The organism is Nocardia thraciensis (assembly GCF_054782435.1).
Genome location: NZ_BAAGSM010000011.1, coordinates 199,975 through 212,527 on the forward strand (window position 1 = coordinate 199,975; position 12,553 = coordinate 212,527).

A 12,553-nucleotide genomic window follows, 5' to 3' on the forward strand; every position below is an offset into this window, starting at 1 on the left:
GACTCAGCGGCGCAGCTGATCCTGCGGGACCATGATCGTGGTGCGCTCGTCGAGCGGTTCCATCGGCTCCAGTTTGGGCTGGGTATTCAGCTTGTCCGACAGCTTCTGTCGACTGACCTGCAGGACCTTGCGGGTGACTGGGCTGGCGGTGATGGCGCGGGTGGTCTTGCTGATCTGCTCGTAGCGCGCTCGCCCGGCCTTGGTCCCGAGCACGTATCCGGCTGCGAGGCCGATGATCAACCGCAGCATTCCTTGGGCTCCTCCCGGTCGCTGTCCGCGCCGTATATCCTGCCCGACGCCCGGGCGGGCTGTCGATCCGGGCCGGGTCCGGCCGCGGCGTAGGGAGTACCTTGCCAGAAGGGTCCGACATGTCGGCATGCCCGGATCGGCTGGCAGCGGGCACGGGGACTGGGCATGACCGCGCTCTACCGGTCCAGAAGGTCGAACACCTGCTCGGCGCGATCGCGGGTGCGATACATCTCCCACGCGGCGGCGGCGAGTTCGTCGGGATCGAGCGTATGGCCCTCGGCGGCACCGAATTTCGCGGGATCCGAGGTGACCATGGCGTGAATGTTGCCGCGTTCGACCAGTCCGCCGATGGTGAGGGTGCCCGCGTAGACGCCGCGGTCGGCCAGGGCGGCGTGCAGCGTGACGGCATAGTTGCGGAGGGCGGCGACCGGCAGCACCAACTGCCCGAGCATCGGCAGCGGACGGACGCTGGACAGTCCGCCCGCGAACAGCAGCCCACCGGCGCCGCGTTCGAGCATCCCCGGCAGCACCGCGCCGACGACGCGCACGGCGGGCCAGACCCAGTCGAATGCCGATTGCGCGGTCTCGACGTCGATATCGGTGATCGGGACGATCGGCTGCGTCGGGCCGGGGCCGTAGTAGGCGAACTCGATATCCCCGTCGTGTGCGATCTCCGACAGCACCGTCGTCAGGCGGTTCGCGTCGGTGACGTCGGCGGCGTGCGCGGTCGCGTCGATGCCGTGCGAGGAGAGGTCGGCGAGGTAGGCGGCGTGCCGTTCCGCGCTGCGCGACACGAGGGCGACGCGGTAGCCCTCGCGGCCGAATCGGCGGGCCATGGACATGCCCAGGCCGGGGCCGACGCCGACGATCGCCGCTGTGGGAGTGCTCATTTCGGGCTCCTTGAAAATATTGAGGGGTACCTCAGTTTCGCCCGAGGTTAGCACTAGATTGAGGGGTGCCTCAAGTTTTGTAGGATGAGCGATGTGACCCGACCGATGCGCCGCGACGCCGCCCGCAATCGCGACCGGTTGCTGCGCGCGGCGGCCGATGTGTTCACCGAGCGGGGCTTGGCGGGCTCGCTGGAGGAGATCGCGCGGCGGGCCGGGGTCAGCATCGGCACCCTCTACAACCACTTCCCGACGCGCGACGCCCTCATCGATGCGTTGCTCCCGCCGCGCCTCACCGCCCTCGACGAATTCGCCGAACAGGCTGCGGCAGAACCGGATCCGTGGCATGCCCTCACCGGTTTCGTCGAGAACATGCTCGAGCAGCTCACCGCCGACCGCGGCCTGCTGGAGGCGTTCACCGGCGACCACCCGGCCGCCGCCGAACTGGCCCGGGCATGCACGCGGGGCATGACTCACTTCTCGGCCGTGCTCGACCGCGCCCGCCGCGCAGGGGCGATCCGCGCCGACGCCACCGACCAGGACGTGGTGAACCTGCTCTGGGCCCTCTCGCTGCTCGGCGAGAACGCCGGGGAGGCTGCCTGGCGGGGCGCGCTGCCCTTCGTGCTCGACGGGCTGCGAGCGTAGGTACGGCCCGCATGCGGTAAGTCGGTTACGGCCCGTGGCCCAGACCGGGGAGGTCCCCGTCGGCCCACCGGGCGTAGGCAGTTACCAACAGGCCAACCGGAGGACCGCGATGGTGCTGGCGAGGGGATGGACCGGTTTCGAGGCGATCGCGCTGCAGACCGCGATCCGGCTATCGGTCCGCGAGTTCGCGGCGCTGCTGGAGGTCGACCCGAAGACCGTGACGAACTGGCGGGCCAACGGAAGGTCGGTGGTCCCCAGGTTCGCACGCGAGGGCACGGTTCGATCAGATCGTCGCCGTCGATGGCCCGGTTCCCGGTGCTGTCTCGAGGTTCCCTCTGTCGGCCGCCTCGACCTCGCAGTTCTCGGCACGAAACATGCAGTCGGAAGCTGAATTACGGGCGTGGATAGATACGTAGATGTCGAATTGGGGTGACATGTAGTCCGGGGTGTCCTGTCGCCCGATCAACTGCCAGCCGCCGACGGCTTCGTAGAACGCGTGGGACGCCGCGGCCTGGGGCTGGACGGCCAGCGTCGCTCGCTCCTCGCGGCGGCTGCCGAGCAGCACGTCGAGCAGTCGGCGCCCGCGGCCCTGGCGACGCCAATCCTGCTGGACGGCAAGGTCTATGACGGCGAAGGTCCGTCCGGGCCACTCGCGGGTCACGCTGTCGGGAACAGGTCGCTGAAAGCCGTCCCACCACGGTGTGTCCGGCTTCAGGCCGACACCGTAGGCGAAGCCGACCAGCGACTCGGTGGTCTGGGCAAAGGCGACGCCGAATGTCGGATCCTGAACGAACCTGCGCATCATGTCCCGGTGCCGGGCCGACTCGCCCTCCGGCCAGACGAACGGCGGCGCCGAGAACACCTCGTCGTAGTGGTCGCAGATCGACCCCATCCACCGCTCGGTGTCGGCAGCCGATGCGAGTGCCTGAGCGCTGTTCAGCTGTTGTTGGTTTGCGTACAGATTAGATATTCATCAATATAGACACATGTCGAATCTGGGCTTGCCGGTCGCGGAGGTGCAGGGATGTGCCGCACGTCCCGTGGTACGCGAACCGCTGGCGGAGGTGGCGGCCGGGGAGTTGGCGGGCGTGTTCAAGGCGCTGTCGGACCCCATACGGCTGCGGTTGCTGTGGGGGATCGGGAGCCGGGTCGGTGGCGAGGCGTGCGTGTGTGAGTTGTCGGAGGGGATCGAGGTGAGTCAGCCGACGATCTCGCACCACCTGAAAGTGCTGCGGGAGGCGGGGCTGCTGGCCAGCGAGCGGCGCGCGTCGTGGGTGTATTACCGGGTCGTTCCGGAAGCGTTGCAACGGATTTCGGATGTCGTCCTGGTTCCGGGTGCCGCGGCGGGGGTGGGCGCGTGAGTATCGACACCGCGACCGCCGAGGGCGGGGTGGTCGGCAAGCTGTCGACGCTGGATCGGTTCCTGCCGGTGTGGATCGGCGTGGCGATGGTGGCGGGCCTGCTGCTCGGCCGGATGGTTCCGGGGCTGGGGGAGGTGCTCGGCGCGGTGGAGATCGACGGGATCTCGCTGCCCATCGCGGTCGGCCTGCTGGTCATGATGTACCCGGTGCTGGCGAAGGTGCGCTACGACCGGCTCGACTCCGTGACCGGCGATCGCGGTCTGCTCGTGGGCTCGCTGGTCCTGAACTGGGTGATCGGACCGGCGCTGATGTTCGCGCTGGCGTGGCTGCTGCTGCCGGACCTGCCCGAGTACCGGACCGGCCTGATCATCGTCGGCCTGGCGCGGTGTATCGCGATGGTGGTCATCTGGAACGACCTGGCCTGTGGTGACCGCGAGGCCGCCGCCGTCCTGGTGGCATTGAACTCGATCTTCCAGGTGATCATGTTCGCGGTGCTCGGCTGGTTCTATCTGTCGGTGCTGCCCGGATGGCTGGGCCTGGAGCAGACCACCATCGACGCCTCGCCGTGGCAGATCGCCGAGTCGGTGCTGATATTTCTCGGAATCCCTGTGCTGGCAGGCTATCTCACCCGTCGTCTGGGGGAGCGCGCGATGGGGCGCGCATGGTACGAGTCGGCCCTGCTTCCCCGCCTCGGTCCGTGGGCGCTGTACGGCCTGCTGTTCACGATCGTCATCCTGTTCGCGCTGCAGGGCGGACAGATCGCCTCGCACCCCGTGGATGTCGTCCGCATCGCCCTCCCGCTGCTGATCTACTTCGCGCTCATGTGGGGTGGCGGCTATCTGCTCGGCGCGTTCCTGCGTCTCGGCTACGCCCGCACCACGACGATGGCTTTCACGGCCGCGGGCAACAACTTCGAACTCGCCATCGCGGTCGCGATCGCCACCTACGGCGCCGCCTCCGGTCAGGCACTGGCGGGAGTCGTCGGCCCGCTCATCGAGGTGCCCGTGCTGGTGGGTCTGGTCTACATCTCGCTACCCCTTCGAAAGCGCTTCGGTGTCAACAATACCGAGCAAATCCACACCAGTTCCCGGAGTCGACCATGACCGAAAGTCCTGCCGCACAGACACATTCAGATCCGACCGGCTGTCCGAGCTCGACATCCCTGCCCCCTGAGCCGAAAGGCCCTGTACACCATGACATCCAAGCCCAGCGTCCTGTTCGTGTGCGTTCACAACGCGGGCAGGTCCCAGATGGCTCAGGGGTTTCTGGTCGAACTCGCCGGAGACGCGATCGAGGTGCGGTCGGCGGGCACCGCTCCGGCCGACTCGATCGATCCGGCCGCGGTCGAGGCCATGGCCGAGGTGGGCATCGACCTGTCCGCCCGGTCGCCGAAGATCCTGACCCCGGACGCCGTCGAAGCCTCCGACGTGGTCATCACCATGGGTTGCGGCGACACCTGCCCGTACTTCCCGGGCGTCGATTACCGCGACTGGACTCTGGACGATCCCGCCGGTAAGGGCCTCGACGCCGTGCGGCCCATCCGCGACGAGATCCGCACACTCGTCGCGGATCTCGTCGCCGAGTTGCGGCCTCCTCGCGCTATCCGGCGGCGAGCATGATCGCACCGGCTTCGCCCGCGAGTGCCGCGGCCACGTGCTCGGCGTCGCACTGGACGCTTCGCAGCGTGTCGGAGGCGAAGCTGCGCTGGAATTCCACACCGGTGTAGACCAATCCGGGGTGTCGGCTCGCGATAGTCGGCGGCATGCAGTGCGGCGGCGAGTCCGGACTGGCCGCCGCCGACGACGTGATATCGAAATCTTTTGGCATCGGGGATCCTTCACAATTCGAGGGGACGGCCGGGTGTGGCGGCCGGGGCGGTGGTGGTCGGATGGGCCGCGGGCGCCCCGGCCTCACCGCGCGGCTACATCACGAGGCCGGTTACCGGACTGTCGGTGTCCGCGTACGGATCGGCGAACTCGACGGCGTCTGGCGCGACACCGGCTTTCCTGGAGCGCCGTAGTCCGGTCAACTGAGACCCGAGAATTTTCGCCATCGATTCGCGCGCCGAGAAATTTCGGGCATGATCACCGCAGCGTATTCGCGATCAATCGACCCCAGGGACGTGAACGGCAATGTCGAACAGCGACTTTCGGAACAAGGCGAGCTGGCTGATCGCCACGGTGGTGGTGGTGATCCTGGCGGTGACCGGAATTCTCCTACTGCTGCCCGGGCTCACGGCGGACGAGCCGCCGCCGTTCGATGCCGACGCCGTTCCGGGCACCCAGGTCGTCTGGGTGACGGCCGAGCGCGGGGCCGACCACGGGACGCTCGAACTGTGGCAGCGCGGCAGTCGCTGGAAGCGCACGCTCAGCACCCCGGCATGGGTTGGGAAGGAAGGGATTTCGAAGCAGGCGAGGGAGGGCTCCTCCTTTACCCCGGAGGGCACTTTCACGGTGTCGGAGGCCTTCGGCCGCATGTCCGACACGCGGGCGCGGCTGCCCTACCTGCCCGTCGATCCGTCGAACACCTGGTGGTGGGTGTCGGATACCGAGAGCCCCTTCTACAACCAGAAGTATCAGTGCGCCGATTCGGAGTGCCCGTTCGACACCGAGGCCGCCGAGAATCTCGGGGCAACCGATCCGCAGTACAACTACGCGCTGGTCATCGACTACAACCGCGCACCGGTTGTCGCGGGGCAGGGTTCGGCGTTCTTCGTCCACGTCGCGGCGGACAAGCCGACCGCCGGATGCGTCGCGGTCCCCGAGGACGTCATGCGCACCCTGCTCACCACCCTGGAGCCGTCGCGAAAGCCGGTCATCGGCATGTACGCCACGTGACGGACGCGCTCGGCAGGGTCCCGGCCAAAAGCGTGCCGGGAATGCGGGGCCAGGGAAGCGTGCTGGGAACGCAGGGTCGGGAACCGTGCCGGGAACGGGGGCCGGGATTGGCGGCTGGCCTTATCCGATGGCGGGTAGCCGCACTACCTGGCCCGCGTAGGCGAGACCGGCGCCGAAGCCGAGCAGCAGGGCGATGTCGCCGGGCTTGGCCGAGCCGGAGCGCAGCAACTCCTCCATGGCCATCGGGATGGAGGCCGCGCTGGTGTTGCCGGTCTCGGCGATATCGCGGGCCACCGCGACATTGTCGGGGACGCCCAGCACGCGGATGAGTGCGTCGGTGATGCGGCTGTTGGCCTGGTGCGGCACGAAGGCGTCGAGATCGCTGACGGCGACCCCGGCCTGGTCGAGGGCGTCACGGCAGGCCTTCTCCAGAAATGTGACGGCCCAGCGGAATACGGCCTGGCCGTCCATCCGGATATAGGGCCGCACCGTGCTGCCGCCGCTCGCCTCGGCCGTGGCGACCTCGGCGAAGTACTGCTGAAAATCCTTGTCCTGCTTGATCGCCGCGGTCTGGCTGCCGTCCGAGCCCCAGGCGACCGGTCCGATGCCCTCGGCCTCCGCCGGGCCCACCACGACCGCCCCGGCGCCGTCGGCGAAGATGAACGCGCAGGTGCGGTCGGTCGGATCGAGCAGATCGGTCAGCCGTTCCACGCCGATCACCAGCACGTAGCGGGCCTGGCCGGAGCGGACCAGGTTCGCGGCGTTGGCCAGCGCGTAGCAGAATCCGGCGCACCCGGCCGACACGTCGAATGCCGCGGTGTCGTGCATGCCGAGTTCGGTGGCCACCACCGCACCGGCCGACGGGCCCAGCACCATCTGCGACGAGGTGGCCAGCACCACCGCGTCGATCCGGTCGGCGCCGATGCCGGAGGCGGCGAGGGCGTCGCGGGCGGCCGCGGTGCTCATGGAGATCACGGTCTCGTCGGGCTCGGCCCAGCGTCTGGCCGTGATGCCGGAGCGGGTGCGGATCCATTCGTCGGAGGACTGGATGCGGTCGACGATCTCGGCGTTCGGGACGACGCGGCGGGGTCGGTACACGCCCAGTCCGAGGAGTTCGGCATGGGAGACCGGGGTGGCGGTGGCGATGTGGGCGGGCACGGCGATCCTCTCTTCGCATGAACCGATCGGTTCACGCATGTAAGGTCTAACATGAACCGATTGGTTCACACAAGGGTAGGAGGGCTTCGCGTGACCGCCGGACCGCGCACCCGATTGATCGCCAGCACCATCGCCACGGTGCAGGAGCACGGCGTGCACGCGGCCGGGCTGAGTGAACTGCTCAAGCGCAGTAACGCCTCGCGCAATTCGCTGTATCAGCACTTTCCCTCGGGGAAGGGCGAACTGGTGGAGACGGCGACGCGGATCGTGTCGCGCGTGGTCTATTCGCACGTCTCCGTGACGGCCGACGCGCTGGCCACCGCGCCGACGCCGGAACAGTGGTTGGACGCGCTGTTCGCGTTCTGGCGCGACCCGCTCGAGGCCAGCGACTACCGGGAGGGGTCGTTCATGATGGCCGCCGCCCTGGACGAGCTCGACCCGGCGGTGCAGTCCGTGGCCGGGCAGGCCTTCACCGAGTGGACCGATCGCCTGGCCCGCGGACTGGTCGCCGCCGGTGTCCCCGTGGAGACCGCGAGCTCGCTGGCGGGCCTGCTGCTGTCGGCGATCGAGGGCGCGATCGTGCAGAGCCGCGCGCTCAAGTCGCCCCGGCCCTTCGACGACGCCCGCGCCCACCTGACGGTGCTGCTGCACCACCACCTCGCGCTCGGCGCGCAGGCCCCCGTGCGCACCTGACGGTTGCCGCATCTCGGCCTCGCGGTGGGCGCGGACAATCCCCCCGGTCCGGTAATCCGCGTGAAGCGCGCCACCGCAGGTGGGGGTGGATGGGAAGATCAACCGCATGAGGGTACGGAGCGAGCGAACGAGGGATAGAGCCGAACGGAGTTCCAGGCTCGGCCGGGAGAGGCGCGACGGGTGAGCGGCCTACGATTCGTCTCGACCGTCGAGGAGCTCGAGGCGCTACCGCTGATGTCGGTGATCATGGCCGCCAAGCCGTCGCGCTCGGTCTTCCAGAAGTGGCTCGACCAGCAGGACCGGACCCCGAAGTGGGTCCGTACGATGAGCAGCGACCGATACACCTCCGAGGAACTGAGCGTGGGCCCCTTCCCCTTGTCCGCGCCGCAGCAGTTCCGGTTCGTCGTGCTCTACGACCCCGCGGTGCACGGTCACCCCAACGACTGGGAGCCCACCGGGTCCGCGTGATCGGGTCAGGGCTCCAGTCGGTCCAGCAGCCAGCGCGGGCCGACCGTCCGCGCGCCGAGCGCCTCGACCCGGGCGCGGAGCCCGCGATCGGCGGTCACGACGGTGACCGGCGGCCGGGCGGCGGCCACCTCGGCGACTATGGCGTCGTCCCCGGACCCCGCCGCCGACACCACGCGCAGCGTGTCGAATTCGCCGCTGTTCCCGGCGGCGGCCCTCGCCGCGCCCTCGAGGACGACGACGATGTCCCCGAGCTGCCCGGTCGCGCTCAGCCGGAGGAGCAGTCGCCGTGCCGCCCCCGCGCGATCGCGCCACCAGCCGTCGGGACGAGAGCCGACGACATTGGCCGCGTCCACGACGATCAGCGGCTCGTCCTCGTGCACGTCCGAATCTCCTTCCGTCGCACCGAAGATATCCGGCCGCGGGTGTGAGAGGTTGGATGCGTGTCACTGCAGCAGACCGTGCCCGACGAGGTCGGCCGAACCCCGGTCGTCCGGATCGTCGCGCTCAGCGGTCCGATCTTCGACGCGCTCACCGCGGGCGATCTGGCGGCGGCGAACGCGCTCAGCCCGGTGCCGCTGACCGAGTATTTCACCGATCCCGGCTGGCGTCGGGTGTGGGCGTGGCGCGGCAGGCAGGCGCGGGAGGACCCGGCCTGCACAGCCTGGGTCACCGGCGCCGTCGTCGACGTGCCGCGGCAGCTGACCGTGGGGATGGCGGGGTATCACGCACCTCCTGACGACACGGGAACGGTGGAGGTCGGTTACGCCATCGACCCGGCCCACCGGCGGCGCGGCTATGCGCGCGCGGCGCTGGAGGCCCTGTTGCGCCGCGCGGGGGAAGATCCGCGGATCCGGACGGTCCGGGCCTCGATCAGCCCCGGCAATACCGCTTCCTATCGGCTGGCCTCGCGGTACGGCCTGGTCGAGGTCGGGCGGCAGTGGGACGAGGAGGACGGTCCGGAGATCATCTACGAGATCCTCGGGCGCAGGCCCTGACCCGCCCCTCTAGACTCGCGAAGAAAGGAGGAAGGACAAACAGATGAAGCGAAACCTGAACTGCCCCTGCGGCGAAGCGATCGTCGGGACCGACGAGGACGATCTGGTGGAGAAGACGCAGGCCCACCTGGCCGCGAACCACCCGGGGCACGAGTACTCGCGCGACGAGATCCTGTTCATCGCCTACTGATCGCCTAGATTCTGTCTCGTGGTGGACTATGAGACAGTATTCGACCGTGTTCGAGGCTCGCTGCTGGGCGGGGCCATCGGCGACGCGCTCGGGTGGCCGATCGAGTTCGTGCAACTGCCGAAGATTCGGGAGCGGTACGGCGCCGACGGGGTGACCGGATTTCTGCCGCAGTCGGATCCGGCTGCGCCGCAACAGATCACCGACGACACCCAGATGACGCTGTTCACGGCCGAGGGGCTGCTGCGCGCCGCGCCGGGCGCCGATCCGATCCCGGCCCTGCATCGCGCCTACCTGCGCTGGCTCTACACCCAGGAGCAGGAGGGCCCCGAGCCCGGCGGCTGGCTGATCGGCCTGCGGTTTCTGCACGCCGTTCGCGCACCCGGGAATGCGTGCATGTCGGGCCTGCGCCGGCAGGCGCGGGAGTTCCTGGCGCCGAGCCCGCTCGGGCAGGAGGGGCCGGTGAATCCGGGATCGAAGGGCTGCGGCACGGTGATGCGGTCCGCGCCGTTCGGGTTGATCGGCGTGGGGCCCGACCAGGCTTTCTCGACGGCCGCGCGGGCCGCGCAGCTGACCCACGGGCATCCGACGGGATACTTCGCGGCGGGGGCGTTCGCGGCGCTGGTCGATCGCGTGGTGAACGGTGTCGAACTGCCGGACGCGGTGCGGCAGACCATGTCTCAGCTCGCGGTGTTCCCCGCGGCGGGGGAGGCGGTGGCCGCGTTGGGCCGGGCGGTCGAGCTGTCGGAACAGGAGCCCACGCCCGAGCGGGTCGAGCAGGTCGGCGCGGGCTGGATCGCCGAGGAGTGCCTGGCCGTCGCGGTGTACTGCGCCCTGCACGCGGTCCGGACCGGTGACGTGCGCGCCGCACTCCTGTTGTCGGTCAACCACTCCGGCGATTCGGACTCCACCGGCGCGGTCGCGGGCAACCTCCTCGGCGCCGTGTACGGCGTCGCCGCCCTGCCCCGCGACTGGGCCGTCGCGGTGGAGGGCCGCGACATCCTCGTCCAGGTAGCCGACGACCTCGTCACCACCTTCGCCTCGGGCGACCGCACCGCCCTCGGCATCAGGTACCCGATCGACTGACCCCGGCCGAGAGCATGCCGGGGATGCGATTACGGGAGTAGGCCCGCGTCGCGGGCGAGCATGGCGGCTTGGACTCGGGAGCGTAGGTCGAGCTTGGATAGGACCCGGGAGACGTGGGTTTTCACCGTGGCCTCGCTGATCGAGAGGCGGCGGGCTATCTGCTGGTTGGACAGGCCCTCGCCGAGGCAGGTCAGGACGTCGCGTTCGCGGTCGGTCAGGTCCGCGAGACCGGGAGGCGGGGTGGACGGGCCCGGGGTGTCGGCGAAGGCGGTGATCACCCGGCGGGTGACGCTCGGCTCGAGCACGCCGTCCCCGGCGGCGACCAGCCGGACGGCCTCCACCAGCCGCGCGGCCTCGACCGATTTGAGCAGGAAGCCGGCCGCCCCGGCGCGCAGCGCCCCGTACACGTACTCGTCCAGGTCGAACGTGGTGAGCATGAGCACCTGGGCGATGCCCTGTTCGACCAGGTGCCGGGTGGCGTCGATGCCGTCGCGGCCCGGCATCCGCACGTCCATGAGCACGACGTCGGGCCGCAGCGCCGTGGCCTTGCGTACCGCGGCGTCGCCGTCGGCGGCCTCCGCCACCACCTCGATGCCGTCGGCCGCGCCCAGGATCATGGCCAGACCGGCCCGGACCGCCGCGTGATCGTCGGCGAGCAGTACGCGAACGGTCATCCGGCCGCCTCCGGCACCGGCAGCTCCGCCCGGACCCGCCAGCCGTCGTCGCACGGTCCGGCGGTGAGCACGCCGCCCACGGCATGCGCGCGTTCCCGCATGTTGGTCAGACCCGTGCCGCCGCCCGCGGAACCGGTCGCGGCCGCGGCATGGTTGGACATCACATCGATCACCAGCCTGCCGTCCGCGCGGCGCACGCTGACCTCGGCCCGGCTGCCCGGGGCGTGTTTGACCGCATTGGTAAGTGCCTCCTGCACGATTCGATAGGCGGAAAGGTCCAGCGCCGCAGGCAGATTCGGCGCGATGTCGAGATCCGCGCGCACGGTCAGCCCGGCCGCGCGCGCCGAATCCAGCAGCGGTTCCAGATCCGACAAGCGGGCGGGAGCGGTGCGGGGCTCGCCGGTCTCGTCCGACCGCAGCAGCCCGATCATCGCCCGCATCTCGGTGAGCGAGGCGACGCTGTTCTCCCGCACGGAGGCCAGCACGGTCCGCATCATGCGCGGGTCGCCGTCGACCATGGACAGCGCCGCCTCGGACTGGATCGCGATCGCGGACAGGTGCCCGGCCACGACGTCGTGCAGGTCGCGCGCCATCCGGGAGCGCTCGGCGGTGACCGCGGCCCGGCGGTCCAACTCGGCGATCCGTACGAGCTGATCGGCGCGATCGCGTTCGGAGTCGGCGATGGTGCGGTGCGCCCGGACCTCGTTCGCCCACCACACCGGAATCAGCGGAAACGCGCCGATTCCCAGCACGGTCAGCAGCCCCTTCCGCCAGTCGCCGGTGGCCAGGCCCGCGCCGAGACCGGCCGCGACGACCACCGACCCGGCCCCCCGGATGATGATCCGATTCGCCCGCAGCGAGCCGTTCAGGGTCGCGCAGTAGAGCAGGTCGCAGAGCACGTACAGCATGCCCAGGCTCCACCCGATCGGCGCGGCGGCCGCGGTGACCGCCAGCCCGGCGAGCAGGCCCGCGATCGGCGCGCGAGTCCGCAGCAGCTGGCAACAGCAGACACCGGCGAGCGGCACAAGATGTGCCCAGCCGGGCACGGACCAGCCGGTGCCGAACCGCACGGTCAGCGGCACCTGCACCGTCAGCAGCAGGCTGCCGGCCCCGAAACAGGCCAGCGCCATCAGCCCGTCGCGGCGCCAGGCGGGCCAGTCGCCGAACCTGGGCACCCTCATGCCTTCCATCTCAGCACATCCGGTGCCGGGTGGATCTCGGACGAAAGGGGGAACGAGTCTGGGCGGGCATCCAACGAAGTGATGACCCGGTGTGCCCCCGATCGCCGACGCGCGGCACGGGCAGGGACCGGC

At 69.8% G+C, this 12,553-nt stretch carries 18 protein-coding genes; 10 read left to right on the forward strand and 8 right to left on the reverse strand.

What is annotated here, in order from left to right; translation table 11 throughout:
- Nucleotides 1–3 precede the first annotated feature (3 nt).
- Both ACYVLQ_RS06005 and ACYVLQ_RS06010 read right to left on the reverse strand, forming a co-directional pair.
- The gene (locus ACYVLQ_RS06005; protein ID WP_460696357.1) at nt 4–249 is read right to left on the reverse strand and encodes a hypothetical protein; all 246 of its coding nucleotides are present in this window, start codon (nt 247–249) and stop codon (nt 4–6) included.
- Between the two features lie 176 nt (nt 250–425).
- Complete coding sequence (locus ACYVLQ_RS06010) at nt 426–1,139, reverse strand: SDR family NAD(P)-dependent oxidoreductase (RefSeq protein ID WP_460696358.1); 714 nt, start codon at nt 1,137–1,139, stop codon at nt 426–428.
- Between the two features lie 93 nt (nt 1,140–1,232).
- On the opposite strand from ACYVLQ_RS06010, the gene ACYVLQ_RS06015 reads away from it, so the two are divergent.
- On the forward strand, nt 1,233–1,781 hold the full coding sequence (locus ACYVLQ_RS06015; RefSeq protein WP_460696359.1) for a TetR/AcrR family transcriptional regulator: 549 nt from the start codon (nt 1,233–1,235) through the stop codon (nt 1,779–1,781).
- A gap of 283 nt (nt 1,782–2,064) precedes the next feature.
- On the opposite strand, the gene ACYVLQ_RS06020 is transcribed toward ACYVLQ_RS06015, so the two are convergent.
- Nucleotides 2,065–2,673 carry a GNAT family N-acetyltransferase gene (locus ACYVLQ_RS06020; RefSeq protein ID WP_460696360.1) on the reverse strand — a complete coding sequence of 203 codons (609 nt, stop codon included), beginning with the start codon at nt 2,671–2,673 and terminating at the stop codon, nt 2,065–2,067.
- A gap of 94 nt (nt 2,674–2,767) precedes the next feature.
- Between ACYVLQ_RS06020 and ACYVLQ_RS06025 the strand changes: the two genes are divergently transcribed.
- From ACYVLQ_RS06025 to ACYVLQ_RS06035, 3 genes are all read left to right on the forward strand, one after another.
- Entirely contained in the window at nt 2,768–3,142 is a 375-nt protein-coding gene (locus ACYVLQ_RS06025; RefSeq protein WP_460696361.1) for an ArsR/SmtB family transcription factor, read from the forward strand.
- Entirely contained in the window at nt 3,139–4,245 is a 1,107-nt protein-coding gene (gene arsB / locus ACYVLQ_RS06030) for an ACR3 family arsenite efflux transporter (RefSeq protein WP_460696362.1), read from the forward strand. Before ACYVLQ_RS06025 ends, arsB begins: the two co-directional genes overlap by 4 nt.
- A 90-nt stretch (nt 4,246–4,335) precedes the next feature.
- On the forward strand, nt 4,336–4,761 hold the full coding sequence (locus tag ACYVLQ_RS06035; RefSeq protein ID WP_460696363.1) for an arsenate reductase ArsC: 426 nt from the start codon (nt 4,336–4,338) through the stop codon (nt 4,759–4,761).
- On the opposite strand, the gene ACYVLQ_RS06040 is transcribed toward ACYVLQ_RS06035, so the two are convergent.
- Nucleotides 4,742–4,969: a hypothetical protein gene (locus tag ACYVLQ_RS06040; protein WP_460696364.1), complete on the reverse strand. Its 228-nt coding sequence runs from the start codon at nt 4,967–4,969 to the stop codon at nt 4,742–4,744. The genes ACYVLQ_RS06035 and ACYVLQ_RS06040 overlap by 20 nt on opposite strands.
- Nucleotides 4,970–5,274: 305 nt before the next feature.
- Between ACYVLQ_RS06040 and ACYVLQ_RS06045 the strand changes: the two genes are divergently transcribed.
- Nucleotides 5,275–5,979, forward strand: coding sequence for a L,D-transpeptidase family protein (locus ACYVLQ_RS06045; protein WP_460696365.1), 705 nt, complete (start codon nt 5,275–5,277; stop codon nt 5,977–5,979).
- Between the two features lie 120 nt (nt 5,980–6,099).
- On the opposite strand, the gene ACYVLQ_RS06050 is transcribed toward ACYVLQ_RS06045, so the two are convergent.
- On the reverse strand, nt 6,100–7,137 hold the full coding sequence (locus tag ACYVLQ_RS06050; protein ID WP_460696366.1) for a beta-ketoacyl-ACP synthase III: 1,038 nt from the start codon (nt 7,135–7,137) through the stop codon (nt 6,100–6,102).
- A gap of 90 nt (nt 7,138–7,227) precedes the next feature.
- Here ACYVLQ_RS06050 and ACYVLQ_RS06055 point away from each other — a divergent pair, with 90 nt between their 5' ends.
- Both ACYVLQ_RS06055 and ACYVLQ_RS06060 read left to right on the forward strand, forming a co-directional pair.
- Nucleotides 7,228–7,830: a TetR/AcrR family transcriptional regulator gene (locus ACYVLQ_RS06055; RefSeq protein WP_460696367.1), complete on the forward strand. Its 603-nt coding sequence runs from the start codon at nt 7,228–7,230 to the stop codon at nt 7,828–7,830.
- 180 nt (nt 7,831–8,010) lie between these two features.
- The gene (locus ACYVLQ_RS06060) at nt 8,011–8,298 is read left to right on the forward strand and encodes a hypothetical protein (RefSeq protein WP_460696368.1); all 288 of its coding nucleotides are present in this window, start codon (nt 8,011–8,013) and stop codon (nt 8,296–8,298) included.
- Between the two features lie 5 nt (nt 8,299–8,303).
- Here the strand turns inward: ACYVLQ_RS06060 and ACYVLQ_RS06065 are convergent, their stop codons facing one another.
- Entirely contained in the window at nt 8,304–8,678 is a 375-nt protein-coding gene (locus tag ACYVLQ_RS06065; RefSeq protein ID WP_460696369.1) for a PIN domain-containing protein, read from the reverse strand.
- Nucleotides 8,679–8,738: 60 nt separating this feature from the next.
- On the opposite strand from ACYVLQ_RS06065, the gene ACYVLQ_RS06070 reads away from it, so the two are divergent.
- From ACYVLQ_RS06070 to ACYVLQ_RS06080, 3 genes are read left to right on the forward strand one after another with little or no spacing between them, the layout of a single operon-like run.
- Entirely contained in the window at nt 8,739–9,293 is a 555-nt protein-coding gene (locus ACYVLQ_RS06070; RefSeq protein ID WP_460696370.1) for a GNAT family N-acetyltransferase, read from the forward strand.
- Nucleotides 9,294–9,336: 43 nt separating this feature from the next.
- On the forward strand, nt 9,337–9,483 hold the full coding sequence (locus ACYVLQ_RS06075; protein ID WP_068015626.1) for a DUF1059 domain-containing protein: 147 nt from the start codon (nt 9,337–9,339) through the stop codon (nt 9,481–9,483).
- Nucleotides 9,484–9,504: 21 nt separating this feature from the next.
- A complete protein-coding gene (locus ACYVLQ_RS06080) occupies nt 9,505–10,566 on the forward strand; it encodes an ADP-ribosylglycohydrolase family protein (RefSeq protein WP_460696371.1) in 1,062 nt (353 codons plus the stop codon).
- A gap of 29 nt (nt 10,567–10,595) precedes the next feature.
- On the opposite strand, the gene ACYVLQ_RS06085 is transcribed toward ACYVLQ_RS06080, so the two are convergent.
- Nucleotides 10,596–11,240 carry a response regulator gene (locus ACYVLQ_RS06085; protein ID WP_460696372.1) on the reverse strand — a complete coding sequence of 215 codons (645 nt, stop codon included), beginning with the start codon at nt 11,238–11,240 and terminating at the stop codon, nt 10,596–10,598.
- On the reverse strand, nt 11,237–12,421 hold the full coding sequence (locus ACYVLQ_RS06090; protein WP_460696373.1) for a sensor histidine kinase: 1,185 nt from the start codon (nt 12,419–12,421) through the stop codon (nt 11,237–11,239). The genes ACYVLQ_RS06085 and ACYVLQ_RS06090 overlap by 4 nt, the downstream gene beginning before the upstream one ends.
- Nucleotides 12,422–12,553 lie beyond the last annotated feature (132 nt).

Coding starts and splice junctions, on each gene's coding strand:
- ACYVLQ_RS06040 (WP_460696364.1), bottom strand. CDS start 4,969: ATGCCAAAAGATTTCGATATCACGTCGTCGGCGGCGGCCAGTCCGGAC.
- ACYVLQ_RS06010 (WP_460696358.1), bottom strand. CDS start 1,139: ATGAGCACTCCCACAGCGGCGATCGTCGGCGTCGGCCCCGGCCTGGGC.
- ACYVLQ_RS06090 (WP_460696373.1), bottom strand. CDS start 12,421: ATGAGGGTGCCCAGGTTCGGCGACTGGCCCGCCTGGCGCCGCGACGGG.
- ACYVLQ_RS06075 (WP_068015626.1), top strand. CDS start 9,337: ATGAAGCGAAACCTGAACTGCCCCTGCGGCGAAGCGATCGTCGGGACC.
- ACYVLQ_RS06005 (WP_460696357.1), bottom strand. CDS start 249: ATGCTGCGGTTGATCATCGGCCTCGCAGCCGGATACGTGCTCGGGACC.
- ACYVLQ_RS06020 (WP_460696360.1), bottom strand. CDS start 2,673: ATGGGGTCGATCTGCGACCACTACGACGAGGTGTTCTCGGCGCCGCCG.
- ACYVLQ_RS06085 (WP_460696372.1), bottom strand. CDS start 11,240: ATGACCGTTCGCGTACTGCTCGCCGACGATCACGCGGCGGTCCGGGCC.
- ACYVLQ_RS06045 (WP_460696365.1), top strand. CDS start 5,275: ATGTCGAACAGCGACTTTCGGAACAAGGCGAGCTGGCTGATCGCCACG.
- ACYVLQ_RS06035 (WP_460696363.1), top strand. CDS start 4,336: ATGACATCCAAGCCCAGCGTCCTGTTCGTGTGCGTTCACAACGCGGGC.
- ACYVLQ_RS06025 (WP_460696361.1), top strand. CDS start 2,768: ATGTCGAATCTGGGCTTGCCGGTCGCGGAGGTGCAGGGATGTGCCGCA.